Source organism: Slackia faecicanis (assembly GCF_003725295.1).
Lineage (GTDB): Bacteria > Actinomycetota > Coriobacteriia > Coriobacteriales > Eggerthellaceae > Slackia > Slackia faecicanis.
Genome location: NZ_QICB01000002.1, coordinates 177839 through 192736, shown reverse-complemented (window position 1 = coordinate 192736; position 14898 = coordinate 177839). Strand labels below are relative to the sequence as shown.

The 14898-nt window shown below is 64.8% G+C and carries 13 protein-coding genes; 12 read left to right on the top strand and 1 reads right to left on the bottom strand.

Annotated features, from left to right (window positions below):
* Positions 1-27: 27 nt before the first annotated feature.
* The 9 genes from mltG to accC all read left to right on the top strand — a co-directional run bounded on the left by mltG (position 28) and on the right by accC (position 9973).
* Entirely contained in the window at positions 28-1209 is a 1182-nt protein-coding gene (gene mltG, locus DMP07_RS03415) for an endolytic transglycosylase MltG (protein ID WP_123197745.1), read from the top strand.
* Between the two features lie 8 nt (positions 1210-1217).
* Positions 1218-1715, top strand: coding sequence for a YqeG family HAD IIIA-type phosphatase (locus DMP07_RS03410; protein WP_123197744.1), 498 nt, complete (start codon positions 1218-1220; stop codon positions 1713-1715).
* A gap of 79 nt (positions 1716-1794) precedes the next feature.
* Positions 1795-2922, top strand: coding sequence for a chorismate synthase (locus tag DMP07_RS03405; RefSeq protein ID WP_123197743.1), 1128 nt, complete (start codon positions 1795-1797; stop codon positions 2920-2922).
* A gap of 5 nt (positions 2923-2927) precedes the next feature.
* Positions 2928-3455 carry a shikimate kinase gene (locus DMP07_RS03400; protein ID WP_244594835.1) on the top strand — a complete coding sequence of 176 codons (528 nt, stop codon included), beginning with the start codon at positions 2928-2930 and terminating at the stop codon, positions 3453-3455.
* A gap of 108 nt (positions 3456-3563) precedes the next feature.
* Positions 3564-4670, top strand: coding sequence for a M24 family metallopeptidase (locus tag DMP07_RS03395; protein ID WP_123197742.1), 1107 nt, complete (start codon positions 3564-3566; stop codon positions 4668-4670).
* Between the two features lie 199 nt (positions 4671-4869).
* Positions 4870-5430 (top strand): elongation factor P, encoded by a 561-nt coding sequence (gene efp, locus DMP07_RS03390; protein ID WP_123197741.1) that lies wholly within the window; start codon positions 4870-4872, stop codon positions 5428-5430.
* A gap of 218 nt (positions 5431-5648) precedes the next feature.
* Positions 5649-6278 (top strand): 4Fe-4S binding protein, encoded by a 630-nt coding sequence (locus DMP07_RS03385; RefSeq protein ID WP_161957011.1) that lies wholly within the window; start codon positions 5649-5651, stop codon positions 6276-6278.
* A 467-nt stretch (positions 6279-6745) separates the two neighbouring features.
* On the top strand, positions 6746-8620 hold the full coding sequence (gene accB / locus DMP07_RS03380; RefSeq protein WP_123197739.1) for an acetyl-CoA carboxylase biotin carboxyl carrier protein: 1875 nt from the start codon (positions 6746-6748) through the stop codon (positions 8618-8620).
* 3 nt (positions 8621-8623) lie between these two features.
* A complete protein-coding gene (gene accC, locus DMP07_RS03375; RefSeq protein ID WP_123197738.1) occupies positions 8624-9973 on the top strand; it encodes an acetyl-CoA carboxylase biotin carboxylase subunit in 1350 nt (449 codons plus the stop codon).
* 295 nt (positions 9974-10268) lie between these two features.
* On the opposite strand, the gene DMP07_RS03370 is transcribed toward accC, so the two are convergent.
* Positions 10269-10673, bottom strand: coding sequence for a YbaN family protein (locus tag DMP07_RS03370; RefSeq protein WP_123197737.1), 405 nt, complete (start codon positions 10671-10673; stop codon positions 10269-10271).
* Positions 10674-10897: 224 nt separating this feature from the next.
* Between DMP07_RS03370 and recN the strand changes: the two genes are divergently transcribed.
* From recN to DMP07_RS03355, 3 genes are all read left to right on the top strand, one after another.
* Entirely contained in the window at positions 10898-12538 is a 1641-nt protein-coding gene (recN, locus tag DMP07_RS03365) for a DNA repair protein RecN (RefSeq protein ID WP_123197736.1), read from the top strand.
* 898 nt (positions 12539-13436) lie between these two features.
* Positions 13437-14330 (top strand): homocysteine S-methyltransferase family protein, encoded by an 894-nt coding sequence (locus DMP07_RS03360; RefSeq protein ID WP_123197735.1) that lies wholly within the window; start codon positions 13437-13439, stop codon positions 14328-14330.
* Between the two features lie 13 nt (positions 14331-14343).
* The gene (locus tag DMP07_RS03355) at positions 14344-14595 is read left to right on the top strand and encodes a hypothetical protein (RefSeq protein ID WP_123197734.1); all 252 of its coding nucleotides are present in this window, start codon (positions 14344-14346) and stop codon (positions 14593-14595) included.
* Positions 14596-14898: the final 303 nt, after the last annotated feature.

The window sequence follows — 14898 nt, the reverse complement described above, 5'->3', positions numbered from 1 at the left end:
TGCGCCCGACACAGGTAAGGAACTTCAATGCCTCGTAAGCAGATTACGTACAGCTCGCATCCCAACCATCGAGCCCGCATGGTTCATGCTCAGGGCGAGCGCCAGTTCAGGACGTACGACACGTCCCATATCCGTCCCCGCAAAAGCAAGGCGCCCCTCGTGGTTGCCTGCGTGCTGGCGGCCGTGCTGGTCGCCGCGCTGGCCTTCGTCGCGATCAACGCGACCAAGGGCTGCTCGGCCGACACCGAAGCCATCGGCGCCGAGCAGGCGGTGGCCTCCGACGCGAAGGCCGTGGTTCCCGAAGGCGCTTCGGCGGCCGATGTGGCCGCGGCGCTCGTGGCCGCAGGCGTCGTGCCGAACGCGGACGATTTCCTCGCCCGCGCCAAGGCGCTCGAAATGGACGGCATGTTCCAGGCGGGCACCTACCATTTCGCGGCGGGCATGACGCTCGACGACGTGATCAAGGCCGTGGCCTCGGGGGATTTGGGCACTACCGCGCTCACTATTCCCGAAGGCTTCAAGCTGGCCGATATCGCCGCCGCCGTGGAAAAGGCCACCGAGGGCCGCGTGAGCGCCGCCGACTTCTCGTCGGCCGCATCCGACGCCCAGGCCTACGCCGCCGATTTCGCGTTCCTCGCAAGCGCCCCTAAGGGCGTCTCTCTGGAAGGCTTCCTCTTCCCGAAAACCTATGATTTGGGAAGCGATGCCACGGCCGATTCGATCATCCGCATGATGCTCACGCAGTTCGGCACTGAAACAGCCTCGCTCGACTGGTCGTATGCCGAAAGCCGCGGCCTGAGCATCTACGACGCCGTTACGCTGGCTTCGATCGTCGAGAAGGAATCCACCGGCGACGAGAAAATCCGCTCGCAGGTGGCCGAGGTGTTCTACAACCGCCTGAGCTCGCGCAACACCGAAACCAACGGCTATCTGCAGTCCGACGCTACCACCGCTTACGAGGTGGGCCACGACCCCAGCGCTGCCGAGGTGCAGGCCGACACGCCCTACAGCACGTACTCCAACCCGGGTCTGCCGCCCACGCCGATCTGCTCGCCGAGCATCGATTGCCTGCAGGCCGTGTGCGCCCCGTCGTCCGACTACGGCGACTATTACTATTTCATCTTCTGGACCAATGATGCCAACCAGGTCGAATACGCGTTCAGCAAAACCTACGAAGAGCATCAGAAGGCCATCGACGAGCATCTGTAAGGACCCGTATGCCCTTCTTCAAGCCTGACCGATTCTTCACGCGCGTCACCGCTCTCGACCCCGTTTCCGACATCGCGGAGGCGGGGTTCTCCCATGTCTTTCTCGATCTTGACAACACGCTTCTGACGCGAGACACGCACGAGGTTCCCGCCGATATCAAAGACTGGCTCGAACGTCTGAAACGGGCGGGCGTGACGCCGTGCATCCTCACCAACAATTGGCACCATGGCGCCCACGAATGGGCCGAGCGCCTTGACCTGCCGATCGTCTCGCACGCGGTCAAGCCGCTGCCGTTCGCGTATTTCGCGGCCATGAAGAAGGTGGGGGCGCGTCGCCGCTCCACCATGTGCATCGGCGACCAGCTGATCACCGACGTGTGGGGCGGCCATGTCATGGGCATGCGCGTTTCCATGGTGAAGCCCTTGGTCGAAGCCGACCTGAAGCACACGCTTCTGCTGCGCCATGTGGAGAAACTGTTCATGAAAAACGTTCATCCCGAGCGTTAGGCGCAACTTCTCGCGCACGGAATCGCTCTCGATTTCCGCATGCTACAATCGGTGCGAAAAACACGAGCACGTTGGGAGCATGATGCACTACGAAATAGCCGGAGATCCGCAAAGCGCCACGCTGGCCGCCATCGTCAAAGGCGTCCCCGCGGGCCTGCATGTGCATGAAGACGCCGCTTCGCTAGACGTGGCGCGCTGGGCCCGTGCGAACGGCTGCACCGACGAAACCCCCGGCGTGGCCGTGCTCTCGGGCCTCAAAGACGGCCGCACCACGGGCGCCCCCATCCTGCTGGCCCTTTCCAACGCCGCCTATGCCGCGCGCATGGAGGGCCGTTTCGCCCCGCGTAGCGTCGCCTGCCCGGGAAGCGCCGAAGCCGCCGGCTCGCAGAAATACGGCATGACCGATTTGTCCGTGCTCGACGCGCGCGCCGACGCCCGCCTCGACGCCATGCGCGTGGCGGCCGCGGGCATCGTTCGCGAATTTCTGGCCGAGCTGGATGTGGACATCCTTTCCTGCGTCACGCGCATCGGCCATGCCGCCTTGCGCTCCAACCCCTTCGACGCACCCATGCCTCCTTCGGTGCTCGATATCGAATCGTCGAGCTGCCGCTGCCCTTCGCCGCAGACCACCGGCTCTATGGAAATCGAAATGGCGCGCGCCCAGGTTCAGGGCCGCACGCTTCCGGGCGAATTCCGCCTGGGAATCTTCGGCCTGGTGCCCGGCTTGGGCGGGCTCTCGCGCACGGGCGCGGGCCTGGCGGGCCGCATCGCCGCCGCCGCGTTTTCGATCGAAGGCGTGACGGGCGTCGAGTTCGGCGCCGAGGGGCGCTGCCTTCAGGACGGCCTTGCCGCGCACGATACGCCTATCGCCGTTGCGGGGTCGGGCCTTGCGCGCGCCACCAACAAGGCGGGCGGCATCGAAGACGGCCTTTCCACGGGCATGCCGCTCACCGCGCGCGTCAGCGTGGCGGCGGGTGCGCGCATCGGCTGCAACGCCGCATCGGCGGATGCGGCCACGCTTCAGCCCGCATCCTACGTTCCCACCTCGTTTTCGTGCTGCGACGTTCCCGCGAAGGCGGTCGTCGCCGAATCGGAGGCCGCGTTCGTGCTGGCCGACGCCTATCTGCAGAAGTTCGGCGCCGATTCCATGGACGACATTCTGGAAGCTGTCGCGGCGTATCGCCGCCGGCTGGCAATGGCGGGGTGATCGCCGTGGCCGTTCTGACCGAAAACGTCTTCCTCATCGGCTTCATGGGGGTGGGTAAGACCACCGTGGCGCGCCGTCTCGCGCGCGATCTGGGCGTGGCTTCGATCGACGTGGATTCGTATCTGCACCGCAAGCACGGCAAAGACGCCAACCAGCTGTTCAAGCAGCGCGGTGAAAAAGGCTTGCGCCGCCTCGAGGCCGCAGCGCTCGCGGAATGCAGCGCAATGGGACCCGCGGTCATATCGTGCGGCGAAGGCATCGTGGCCTTGCCGCGCAACCGCAGCCTCATAGCCCAGCAAGGTTTCGCGGTGCTTTTGGAATCGTCCATGGAAGGCTCGCTCGCGCGCGTGCGCAGCCTGCGGACGCGCCCGCTTCTGGCCCAGGGCTGCGATACCGACAAGCTCTGGTGCGAACGCAAGCCGCTCTATGACGAAGCGGCCCGCGCGCATATCGACGTGCAGGGCAAAAGCACGGCCGAAGTGGCCGCCGAAGTGACCGTCGTCTTGAAGAAGGCGGGCATCTACCGGCCTTGACCGTTTTGCCGCGCCCGGCCCGCATGCCGCGCGCGGCTTTTTCATGCCGTTTCGGGCCTTGGGGCCCTGGCGGCCGTAACCGTGGCGAACTGAGAAAGGAAGCCTCTCATGGAACACCGTCTTCGCCGCATGCGCGCGGCTTTGGCCGACGCCGGCATCGGGTCGTTTTTCTGCACCGACCTGTCCAACGTGAAATGGCTCACGGGCTTCAGCGGCGTGTTCGACGACGAACCTGCCCATACGCTGTTCGTGTCGGCCGACGAAGCCGCCATGCATACCGATTCGCGCTACGCCCAAGCCGCTTGCAACGCGGCCGAGGGCACGCCGTGGCAGGTGGACGCTTCGGGCGGATCGCACGCGGCGTGGGTCGCGCAGCGCAGCGCCGCGGCGCATGCCGAAGGCCCGCTTGCCATCGAGGATTCCATGGCGCTTGCCGCCTACCGCGCGCTGGGCTCGGCGCTCGCGCAGCAGGGCGGCGCCGCGGCCGCCGCCCCGCGCGAGACGGGCGATTTCGTGCGCCGCCTGCGCGCGGTGAAAGATTCCGCCGAGATAGACGCCATGCGCGCCGCCCAGGCGATCACCGACGCCGCGTTCGAGCATATCGCGGGCTTCATGCGCGTGGGCATGACCGAGCGCGAGGTGCAGCTCGAGCTGGAGGAGACCATGCGCCGCATGGGCGCCGAAGACCTGGCGTTTTCTTCGATCGTGGCATCGGGGGCCAACGGCGCCGCGCCGCATAGCATCCCGGGCGCCAAGCGCCTCGAAGAAGGCGACATGGTGGTGCTCGATTTCGGCGCGCGCAAGCACGGCTATTGCTCCGACATGACGCGCGCCGTGTGCATGGGCCATGCCTCTGACGAGGCGCGACGGGTGTTTTCCGCCGTGCGCGCCGCCAACGAGGCGGTCGAGGCCATGCTGCGTCCGGGCGTCACGGGCGCTCAGGCCCATGAACTGGCCGAACAGGTGCTCGCACGCGAAGGGTACGCGGGCAAGATGGGCCACGGCCTGGGCCACGGCGTGGGCATCGACATCCACGAGCTGCCCAATCTTTCGCCGCGTAACCAGGCGCCGCTCGAGCCCGGCAATGTGGTCACCGTGGAGCCCGGCGTGTATCTGGGCGGCGTTCTGGGGTGCCGTTTGGAAGATTTCGGCGTGATAACCGAAGACGGATTCGAGGTTTTCACAAAATCGACCCATGAACTGGTTATAATATAGCGGCATTTTTTCCGGATGCGCCGCGCTGCGGCCGTATCCGAAGCATGCGGGGCGCACCGCCGCCGCGTGCAGGCGGGGCCGCATGCCGGCCGCTCGCCGATGCGCGCACGGGCCGCTTTCCGCGGTTTCGCAGCGCCGGCGCCGCCGACCGATAGAAGGAAAAGGACCTGCGGGTTCGATCATACAGAAGGAGTGGTCAATGGCAATCTCTACCGCCGATTTCAAGAACGGCATGTGCATCATGTACAACAACAAGATGTGCACCATCATCGAGTTCCAGCACGTCAAGCCCGGCAAGGGCGGCGCGTTCGTCCGCATGAAGCTGCGCGACATCAAGACCGGCCGCGTGCTTTCCGACACCGTGAACGCGGGCGTGAAGTTCGATACCGTTCGCCTCGAGCAGCGCGAGATGACCTATCTCTACAACGACGGCTCCGACTTCTATTTCATGGACCCCAACAGCTACGAGCAGTTCTCCCTGCCCGTCGACCACGTGGGCGACACCGCTCAGTGGCTTAAAGAGAACGACCCCGTCACCCTCGAGTACGCCGACGGCGAGCTGATCGGCTGCGAGCCTCAGATGTTCGTCGAGCTCGAGGTCACCGAGACCGACCCCGGCTTCAAGGGCGATACCGTTCAGGGCGGCTCCAAGCCCGCTACCCTGGAAACCGGCGCCGAGGTGAAGGTCCCCATGTTCGTCAACGTGGGCGACGTTCTGCAGATCGACACTCGCGACGGCCGCTTCGTCAAGCGCGTGTAGCATCGGTCGGCAACCCCGATCCATGCGAGAACACGAGCTCGGAAGCGCCGTGCGCGGTCGCTTCCGATGGTTCGAATAAACGCGATGCCCGCTGCCATGCGGGCATCGTTGCGTTCGCGGCCCGAACGTCGGCTGCGCGAACGGTCTTCGTGCAGCCGGGCCGCATGCAAGAGGCCGCCTTCCGCGCCAAGGCGCGGCGGGCGGAAGGGAGGGAACCTATGGAATACCTGGACGATCTTGCGCGCATCGCATCCGCCGTGCGCGTGGCCGCGGCCGCCGCGGTAGACGATGCCGGCATGCCCGCGAGCTGCCTGGCCGAAGTCGCGGGCGCCGATGGCGACGGCCTGTACGTGCTGGTCGACCGCGAAAGCGAATGCTGCAAGCTGCTGGCGGCGCGCAAATGCATGGCGCTCACGGGCGCCGATGGCGCGTTCGCGGACGAAGGCGCCGCGCTTTCGCTGCGCGGCCGCGTGGAAGAGGCCGCGCTCGAAGCCGTGCTGGCCTTCGCCGACGCGCCCGACGCAGGCGCCGCCCTGCGCGCCGCGGGCTGCACCGACATCGCGGCGTTTCGCCTGTACCAGGCCGCAGGCGAGCTGGTCGAGCATCGCGGAGGCCAGGCGCTTCGCATGCCCGTGCGCTTCGGCGAAGAACGCATGAACGCGGGCGTCAAGGCACGATCCTACATCGTCACCGACGAATGCGACGGCTGTCGCGCCTGCGTGTCGAAGTGCGCCGAGGGCTGCATCGACGTGAGCATGGTGCCCGCCGTGATCGACCAGGAGCGCTGCACGCGCTGCGGCAACTGCGCCACCGCGTGCTTCCAGGAAGCCATCATCGTGGTGAAATAGTGCCGCGCCGGTCTGCGCGTCGCCTTCGGCCGCCCGCCGTGGCGCGGGCCATCGCATCCGTGTCGCAGCGCGAGAAGGCCGCGCGGCCCGACGTTTCCGACGGATGCCGCGGGCCGCGGCGCATCTGTCGGCCCCGCGCCGCCGCGGCCCCGCCGCTACGCCGTCCGCGACGCCGCGCGCCACGGACCCGCCGCTACGCCGCACGTCTGTCCGGATGCGCCGCGCTCCGGCTCTTTTCCCAGGCGAGCGGCCTCTTCCGGCAACGATCGGGAAACGCTTGCCCGCCGCGGCTCCGCAGACCGAAAGCCATCTCGACAATAGATGGCACGAACGATACACTGCTTTAGTGCATCAGAGTGATTTACTGACCGAAACGGCGGCGTTTTCGCCGTTTCGTATCTCTATAATGCAAGACGGTAATACCTACGCGCTTCGATGGAGGCGCTTCGAAGATGGAGAGGTGAAGCATGCCAGGTTTGCAACTGATGGATACCACTATCCGCGACGGTCAGCAAAGCCTGTGGGCCACCCGCATGCAGCTCGGCGACATGCTGCCCATTCTGCCGAAGATGGACAAGGTGGGCTATTGGGCGGTCGAGGCTTGGGGCGGCGCGACGTTCGACACGTGCCTGAGGTTCTTGGACGAAAACCCTTGGGAGCGCCTGCGTTCGATCAAGGCCCACATGCCCAACACCGACCTGGCCATGCTCTCGCGCGGCCAGAACCTGGTGGGCTACAAGCATTACTCGAAAGACATCGTGAACCGCTTCATCGCCTGCGCGAAGAAAAACGGCATCCAGGTGTTTCGCGTGTTCGACGCGCTCAACGACATCCGCAACGTGGTCGATAACGCCGAGGCCATCAAGGCTTGCGGCGGCTGGTTCGAAGGCGCCATCTCCTATACTGTGTCGCCCGTGCACACGCTCGACGGCTATCTGGAATACGGCCAGAAGCTCAAAGACCTCGGCGCCGACTCCATCGCCATCAAGGACATGGCGGGCATGCTCACGCCGTATCGCACCGAGCGCCTGGTGAAGGCGTTCAACGCCGAAATCGGCCTGCCGGTGCACGTGCACTGCCACTACGTCGGCGGCATGGCTCCCATGAACATCATCAAGGCCGCCGAGGCGGGCGCCGCGATTGCCGACACCGCCAGCGCGCCGCTTTCCTTCGGCAACAGTCACCCCGCGGTGGAAACGATCGTCGCCGCCCTGCAGGAAAGCCGCTACGACACCGGCTACGATCTTGACCTGCTGTTCGAAATCGCCGATTACTGGGAGGAAGTGCGCAAGCGCGGCCACTACAAGCGCGGCGTGTCTTCGCTCACCCATATGAAGGTGTATTCGCACCAGGTTCCGGGCGGCATGATGAGCAACCTCATCTCGCAGCTCGAGATTCAGAACGCTACCGACCGCCTGGACGAGGTCATGCGCGAAATCCCGCGCGTGCGCGCCGAGGTGGGCTACCCGCCGCTGGTCACCCCCATGAGCCAGATCGTGGGCACCCAGGCCGTGTTCAACGTGCTCACGGGTTCGCGCTGGAGCGTGGTTTCCAAGGAGATGAAGGACTACCTGTGCGGCTTCTACGGCAAGGCGCCCGGCCCCATCTCTCCGGAAATTTACAAGAAGGTCGTCGGCAACGCCGAGGTGCTGCCGCCCGACGTGGCTCCCTCGTCGCTGGCAACCACCACCTACGATCAGGTCGAGGCCGAAATCGGCGATCTGGCCACGTCCGAAGAAGACGTGCTCATGTATGCGCTGTTCCCCAACGAGGCGCGCACCTTCCTTTCCAAGCACCGCGCCACTGAGCAAGTTGATTTCCTGCTGGAACGCGAGTCCAGCCAGACCAAGGAGGACGATTACGTGGACATCAATCAGATTCGCGAGCTGGTGAAGGTCGTCGAAGAATCCGGCGTCGGCGAAATCACCGTCGAAGAAGAGGGCATGCGCATCAGCGTCCGCATGCCGGGCTCCGCTCCCGTTGCCGCTGCCGCTCCCGCAGTCGCGGCAGCCGCTCCTGCCGCCGCCGCTCCGGCTGCGGCACCCGCAGCCGCCGCTCCCGCGCGTCCTGCCGATTGGATCGAAGTGGCCGCTCCCATGGTGGGCACCTTCTATGCCGCTCCCGCGCCGGGCGAGCCCGCGTTCGTCAAGGTGGGCGATGAAGTGGCCGCCGGCGAAACGCTGTGCATCGTCGAGGCTATGAAGCTCATGAACGAAATCGCAGCGCCTCAGATGGGCACGGTGCGCGAGGTCTGCCTGGACGATGCCACCGCCGTCGAGTTCGGCACCCCGCTGTTCTATATCGAGCCGCACGGCGCCGCCGATGCGGGCGAGGGGGAATAAGGCGTGTTTAGCAAGATTCTCGTCGCCAATCGCGGAGAGGTGGCGCTGCGCATCATGCGCGCCGCCCGCGAGCTTGGCGTGAAAACGGTCGCGGTGTATTCCACGGCCGACAAAGACACCCTGCCTGTGGCTTACGCCGACGAGGCCGTGTGCATCGGCCCCGCTCCTGCGGGCAAGTCGTACCTGGTGATGTCCAACATCATCGCCGCCGCGGTCACCACGGGCTGCGAAGCCGTGCATCCCGGCTACGGCTTCTTGGCCGAAAACGCCGATTTCGCGCGCGCTTGCGCCGATAACGGCCTGGTGTTCATCGGCCCCGCGCCCGAGTGCATCGAGCGCATGGGCAACAAGGCCGCCGCGCGCGAAACCATGACAGCCTGCGGCGTTCCCACGGTTCCCGGCTCCGACGGCGTTGTCGAGCGCGTCGAAGATGCCCGAGCTTTCGCCGACGAGGTGGGCTACCCCGTGCTGATCAAGGCGTCCGCCGGCGGCGGCGGCAAGGGCATGCGCGAAGTGCACGACCCCGCCGACTTGGAAAGCGCCTACACGGCCGCCAAGGCCGAGGCCGCAGCGGCCTTCGGCAACGACGACGTGTATCTGGAGAAGCTCGTGCTTCGCCCGCGCCACATCGAAATCCAGGTTCTGGCCGACGATTTCGGCAACCATGTGGCCCTGTGCGAGCGCGACTGCTCTATCCAGCGCCGCCACCAGAAGCTGCTCGAAGAAGCCCCCTCTCCGGCGCTCGACGACGAGCTGCGCGCCGCCATGGGCGAAGCCGCCGTCAAGGCCGTCGAGGCAGTGGACTACCGCAACGCCGGCACCATCGAGTTCCTGCTCGATGAAAGCGGCAAGTTCTATTTCATGGAAATGAACACCCGCGTGCAGGTGGAGCACCCGGTCACCGAGCAGATCACCGGCACCGACATCATCAAAGAGCAGCTGCGCATCGCTTCGGGCGAGCCCATGAGCTGCGCCGATCGCGCCCCGTTCTCGCCGAACGGCCATGCGATCGAATTCCGCATCAACGCGGAAGACCCTGCGAACGGCTTTCGTCCGTGCCCCGGCACCATCACGCGTTTCGACGTGCCGGGCGGCCCGGGCATCCGCGTGGAGTCCTATGTGTCGGCGGGTTCGGTCATCTCTCCGTTCTACGATTCCATGGTGGCCAAGCTGATCGTGTGGGGCCAGGATCGCGACGAGGCCTTGGCTCGCGGCAGGCGTGCGCTCGACGAGTTCAAGATCGAAGGCATCGCCACCACCATTCCGTTCCACAAGCGCGTGCTCGATGCGGAAATCTTCCAGCGCGGCGAAGCCCGCACCGACTTCTTGGAAGTGGCGTTCGGCGAGGAATAGCCGCCCGTCCGCTTCGAAAGCGCTTCACGGCATGAAAACGGCCGGTTCGAATGAAAGCGAATCATCGCGATCGTTCGAACCGGCCGTTCGTCGTTTCGAGGGTTTTGGAAGGCGAGGGGCATGCCGTTCGCGATAGGTCGCGCAGCCCGATGTGGCATCGCGGCCTGCGGGTTGTCGTGCCCGGCTGCGTGAGGTCGCTCGTGCGGCCTCCCGTCTTGCGGGCTTTTTGCTGCCGGCTCGATCAGGTGCATCGCCCTTGCGCAGCTATGCCGTAAGCCGTTCGGCCGCCGAGCCCTCAGTCGTCTTCACTCGCTTTGCGCGGGGCCGCTGCGGGGATATTTCCCACGGTGGGAATGCGCCATGCCATAAGCCACAGCAGAAACGCCGCCACGGCTCCCAGAACCGCCCATACAACGGGGTGGGGGGCAAGAATGGCGCTGAGTCCCATCACGGTGAACGAAACGCCCAGAATGTGCAGCTTGCGCCTGAACGGAATGCCGCCCTGTTCTTTGAAGGGCTCCACGTACGAGCGATACACGCGCGTCTTGCGGATCCACGCGTGGCAGCGCGGCGAGCTTTTCGCGAACAGGAACGTGGCAAGCAGGATGAGCGGGGTGGTGGGCATGACGGGTATGACCACGCCGACGAAGCCGACGGCGCAGCAGATCCAGGCGCAGGCAAGCAGAACGGGTCGTTTCACGGGAACTCCTTCAAGGCGTATCGGGCGATGGGCGACGTCGTTTATGCGGAAACCAGGCCATGATAGCAAAGTTTTCCGTGGCTAACAAATATTTCCGAAAACCTTGGAAACCTCTCGCAAGGCCATGAAGCCGTCGGTCGGTCGGCCCTTATTGTGCCATAATGAAACGAACAACAGTTCGTATTCGTTTCTTATGGACGCAGGTCCGCATTGCGAGGTGTGCCATGCTCGATGAGCTTCATGTCCGAAACGTCGCGCTGATCCGCGAGGCGTCGTTTTGCCCTGCCGCCGGCCTGACGGCGGTCACGGGCGAGTCCGGCTCGGGAAAAACGGCCTTGCTATCGGCCGTCAAGCTGCTGGTGGGCGAGCGGGCCGATGCCGCCACCGTGCGCGAAGGGGCTCCCTCCGCGGTGGTCGAGGGCCGCGTGTTCTTGAATGACGATGCCTCTGACGGCCATGTGGCGGTGCGCAAGGTGGGTGCCGACGGCCGCAGCCGCGCGACGATCGACGGGTCCATGGCAACGGTGAAACAGCTCGCCGCTCTGGTGGGCGGATCGGTGGATCTGTGCGGCCAGCACGAGCAGCAGCGTTTGCTGAAACCTGCGAACCATATGGCCATGCTGGATGCCTGGGCGGGGCAGGATGTTTCCGACGCTCGTGCGGCGTATGAAGAGGCATTCGTCGAAGCGCAGCAGGCCCGCGCGGCGCTCGAAGCGGTGCAGGAGGCGTGTCGCGCCGATTCGGCCCAGCTCGAGGAAGCACGTTTCACTTTACAGCGTATAGATGAAGTGAACCCCACATCGGAGGAATACGAAGAAATCATCGCCGAACTGCCGCGCGTCGAAAACGCCGAATCGCTGGCGCAGGCGGGCGATGCTGCCTATTACGGCCTTGCGGGCGAACGGGGCGTCATAGCGTCGCTCAACGAAGCGCTCATGCAGCTCGAAAGCATGCGAGCCATGGATTCGTCGCTCGACGCCCTGTGTGCATCCCTGACCGATGCGTCCTACGTCATCGAAGACGCCGCGCGCGACGTGCGCGCCTATCGCGATTCGATCGACCGCGACCCTGGGGCGCTTGAGCGCCTGCAGGAACGCATGGGCGCCATGCAGGGGCTCATGCGCGCATACGGCCCGCGCATGCAAGACGTGCTGGAGCGCCGCGCCCAGGCCGTCGAACTGGTTTCCTCGGTCGACGATGCCGATCGAAAGATCGAGCAGGCCACGCGCGCGCTCGATCAGGCCGAGCAGCGGCTTGCCGGCGCGGCCGATGCGCTCGACGCCGCCCGCCGCGCCGCCGCGCCGCGTTTCACGGAGCGGGTGAATGCGTACATGGCGCGCCTTGAAATGGGGTCGGCCGAGCTGCTGTGCGAATTCACGCCCCTCGATCGCGAAAAATGGACGCGCGCCGGATCGTGCAAGATGGAGTTCTGCTACCGCGCCGCGGCCGGCATGACGCCGCGCCCTTTGGCGCGCATCGCTTCAGGCGGCGAGGTAAGCCGCGTCATGCTTGCCATCAAGGCATCGCTCGGCGCGGCCGATGCGGCGCAGACGCTCGTGTTCGATGAGGTGGATGCGGGAGTGGGCGGCACCGCGGCCCTTGCGCTGGCCGATGTGCTGGCCGATCTTGCCGCCACGCATCAGGTGATCGTGGTCACGCATCTTGCGCAGATCGCCGTGCGCGCCCAGACGCATTACATGGTGAAGAAAGTGGTTCCTAACGAAGAACTGCCGCAGACCGAGCTGTTCGCGCTTCAAGGCGAAGAACGCGTGTGCGAAGTGGCCCGCATGCTGTCGGGCGATGCAAGCGAAGCCTCGCTCGCTCATGCGCGCGACCTTATGGCCAAAGCCGCGAAAGACCGGTAGCGCCCGCGGCGCGGTTCGTGCCTGCTCGTGCGTGCTTGCGCGAAGGGGAAAAGCCCCGGAAACGAATCGAGGCCCGGAGGGGAAGCCGGGCCTCATACAAGGAGGGGAATGAACGGCTTGAAGCCGTCTTAGCTGCTGTCAAAGCAGTTGTTCGGAGGAGGGGTGCCTTCGAACTTACGAGTCCTAGTATACGTGCCGTGTTTCGAGGAAATATGACGTGGCTATGGAGGTCTGATGAACGGGCGCCCCGCTTGTTTTCAGGAAGGTTTCAAAACAAGAAAAACGCCCTTAAAACAGCCCCTTGAACGGGGTTTTCTCGTAATGGGAGCCGCTCGGGGCGAAGAGTTGCCAGAGGGGTTTCAAAGCGTTGCGGTCGAACGTTACGGCGGAGCGCGTTCGCGAAAAAGCCTGAGAAAAAAATCGAGGCCCGGAAGGGAAGCCGGGCCTCACACAAGGAGGGGGATGAACGATGCTTCAAGCATCGCAACTGCTCTTTGGCAGACAAGGGAAGGAGGGGAAGCCTTCGCGCTTGCAGGTCTTAGTATAGAAGGGCGGTTTCAAGAACCTATGATGGGGATATGTATGTCCCATGTGCTAAATGACAAGAAGATGTAAAGGGGTCAACAGCCCGTCAAATACGGCCGTTCGCCTTGCGAAAAGAAGAGCGGACGGGGTGTCGTCGGCTCCGGTGGTTTTCCGGCCGAGCGCTGCCGCGGATTCGTCGCTCGAACCGTGCGATACAATGACCTGCGTACCAATGCCGCCGCGCCCCGCGTTTCGCCGCGCGCGCCGCAGGCCCCGAACCGCACGCCGCGCCGCCGGCATTCCGACGGACGTGCCGCGTGCGACCCCCGATTTTCCCGAATCCTGTTTCCGACCTTCGAAAGGACGCCGCACCATGCCCGATATCGAGATACGTTTCCATAAAGACATGCTGGTCCTTTCTGCGCCGATCGAATACGCGCTGGAGCGTCAGGGCATCGACGTTCGATCCGATGCCGAATTCGTCAGCCTGATGGAGCCCGAAACCGTGCATGATGCGCTGAAGATGCACATGACCGCCGGAGCCCAGTGCCTTGTTACCAATACCGAAGGAATCTGCGAGGCGCGCCTGGCCCATAAGCGCATGGAGGGCAGGACGGCCGAGCTTGCCGCCGCGGCGCTCGAAAGCGCGCAGGATTGCAAGCCGCAGCACCTCGTGTGCGAAGTGGGCACGTGCGGCCTGCCGCTCGATGCCGACAGCGAAACGTCGCGCGCTCAGAATATTGAACAGTATGAAGACGCCGTGCGCGCGTTCGGCGATCACGGCTTCGATGCCGTTCTGATGAACGGCCTGCGCAGCGCGGCCGATGTGGAATGTGCGGTTGCGGGCGCTCGCGCCGCCACCGATCGCCCGGTGTTCGCCTCGGTCGACCTTCAGCAGGATGGAACGTTCGCGGGCGGCTCGTTCGAAGACGTTGCGGCGGCGCTCGATAAGGCCGACGTGGCGGGTATCGCCTGCGCGGGCGACGAGCAAACGCTGAGCGATGCGGTGCGCCGCCTGGCCGCGCTTACCGATAAGCCCATCCTGGTGCAGATCGAACTGAAGGCCGCTACGCCCGCCGAAAAGAAGCGTGCAAGCCTGGGTGCGCCCGTTCCCGAAAACCCTTACGCGCTTCCCGACGCTTTGGCCGATGCGGCGCTTGCCGTGCGCGCGGCGGGAGCGCAGTTCGTGCGTGCCTGCGGACAGGCCACCCCCGCATGCACGGGCGCGCTTGCCGTGGCCGTTGCCGGCGCCGATTGCCTGCGATAGGGAAGGGGCGCGTATGGCATTGCTCGAACGCAGCGAATCCTACGGCGAGCTTCAGCGCGTGGTGGACTACCTGTATAAGAACGCCCGCATCGTGGAGCGGCTGGATGTGATCCTTGCGGCGGAAACGTTCGACATCTGTGCCGATTTGCGAGAAATCGTGGATCTGCTGCCGCCGGGGGCGTACACGCGTGTGGCGTTGTGCGTTCAGTTGAATTCGTCGATCGCCGGCCATGGATGGGGCTATACCTACGGAACGGTGGAATAGACCGCGTTGCATAATGGCTTTGGCGCCGGCGCGATCCGGCGAACGTTGCAAAATAATGGGCGAAAGGGCTTCTCCGAATGCGGGAAGCCCTTTTTCATACGGTTTCCTATACCTATATATGCATAATGGGGATCGTGCGGCGTTTATTGTGCGCAGCGCGGCGTTCGAGGGGTCCCGATACGCGCTCCTGTCCACGAAATGACGCTTGCTCGAGGGCGTTCGGGCAGCAGAAGAAATGAATACTTCGATACGCATATAAAGAAGATCGGCATGAACCCCACAACAATATGAAGTGGGTGTGAA

What these genes read in the sequence shown, in the direction of transcription:
- DMP07_RS03395 (WP_123197742.1), top strand. Translation starts at nt 3,564, where the DNA reads ATGGAACACCGTCTTCGCCGCATGCGCGCGGCTTTGGCCGACGCCGGC.
- DMP07_RS03405 (WP_123197743.1), top strand. Translation starts at nt 1,795, where the DNA reads ATGATGCACTACGAAATAGCCGGAGATCCGCAAAGCGCCACGCTGGCC.
- DMP07_RS03410 (WP_123197744.1), top strand. Translation starts at nt 1,218, where the DNA reads ATGCCCTTCTTCAAGCCTGACCGATTCTTCACGCGCGTCACCGCTCTC.
- accB (WP_123197739.1), top strand. Translation starts at nt 6,746, where the DNA reads ATGCCAGGTTTGCAACTGATGGATACCACTATCCGCGACGGTCAGCAA.
- recN (WP_123197736.1), top strand. Translation starts at nt 10,898, where the DNA reads ATGCTCGATGAGCTTCATGTCCGAAACGTCGCGCTGATCCGCGAGGCG.
- DMP07_RS03355 (WP_123197734.1), top strand. Translation starts at nt 14,344, where the DNA reads ATGGCATTGCTCGAACGCAGCGAATCCTACGGCGAGCTTCAGCGCGTG.
- DMP07_RS03385 (WP_161957011.1), top strand. Translation starts at nt 5,649, where the DNA reads ATGGAATACCTGGACGATCTTGCGCGCATCGCATCCGCCGTGCGCGTG.
- mltG (WP_123197745.1), top strand. Translation starts at nt 28, where the DNA reads ATGCCTCGTAAGCAGATTACGTACAGCTCGCATCCCAACCATCGAGCC.
- DMP07_RS03360 (WP_123197735.1), top strand. Translation starts at nt 13,437, where the DNA reads ATGCCCGATATCGAGATACGTTTCCATAAAGACATGCTGGTCCTTTCT.
- efp (WP_123197741.1), top strand. Translation starts at nt 4,870, where the DNA reads ATGGCAATCTCTACCGCCGATTTCAAGAACGGCATGTGCATCATGTAC.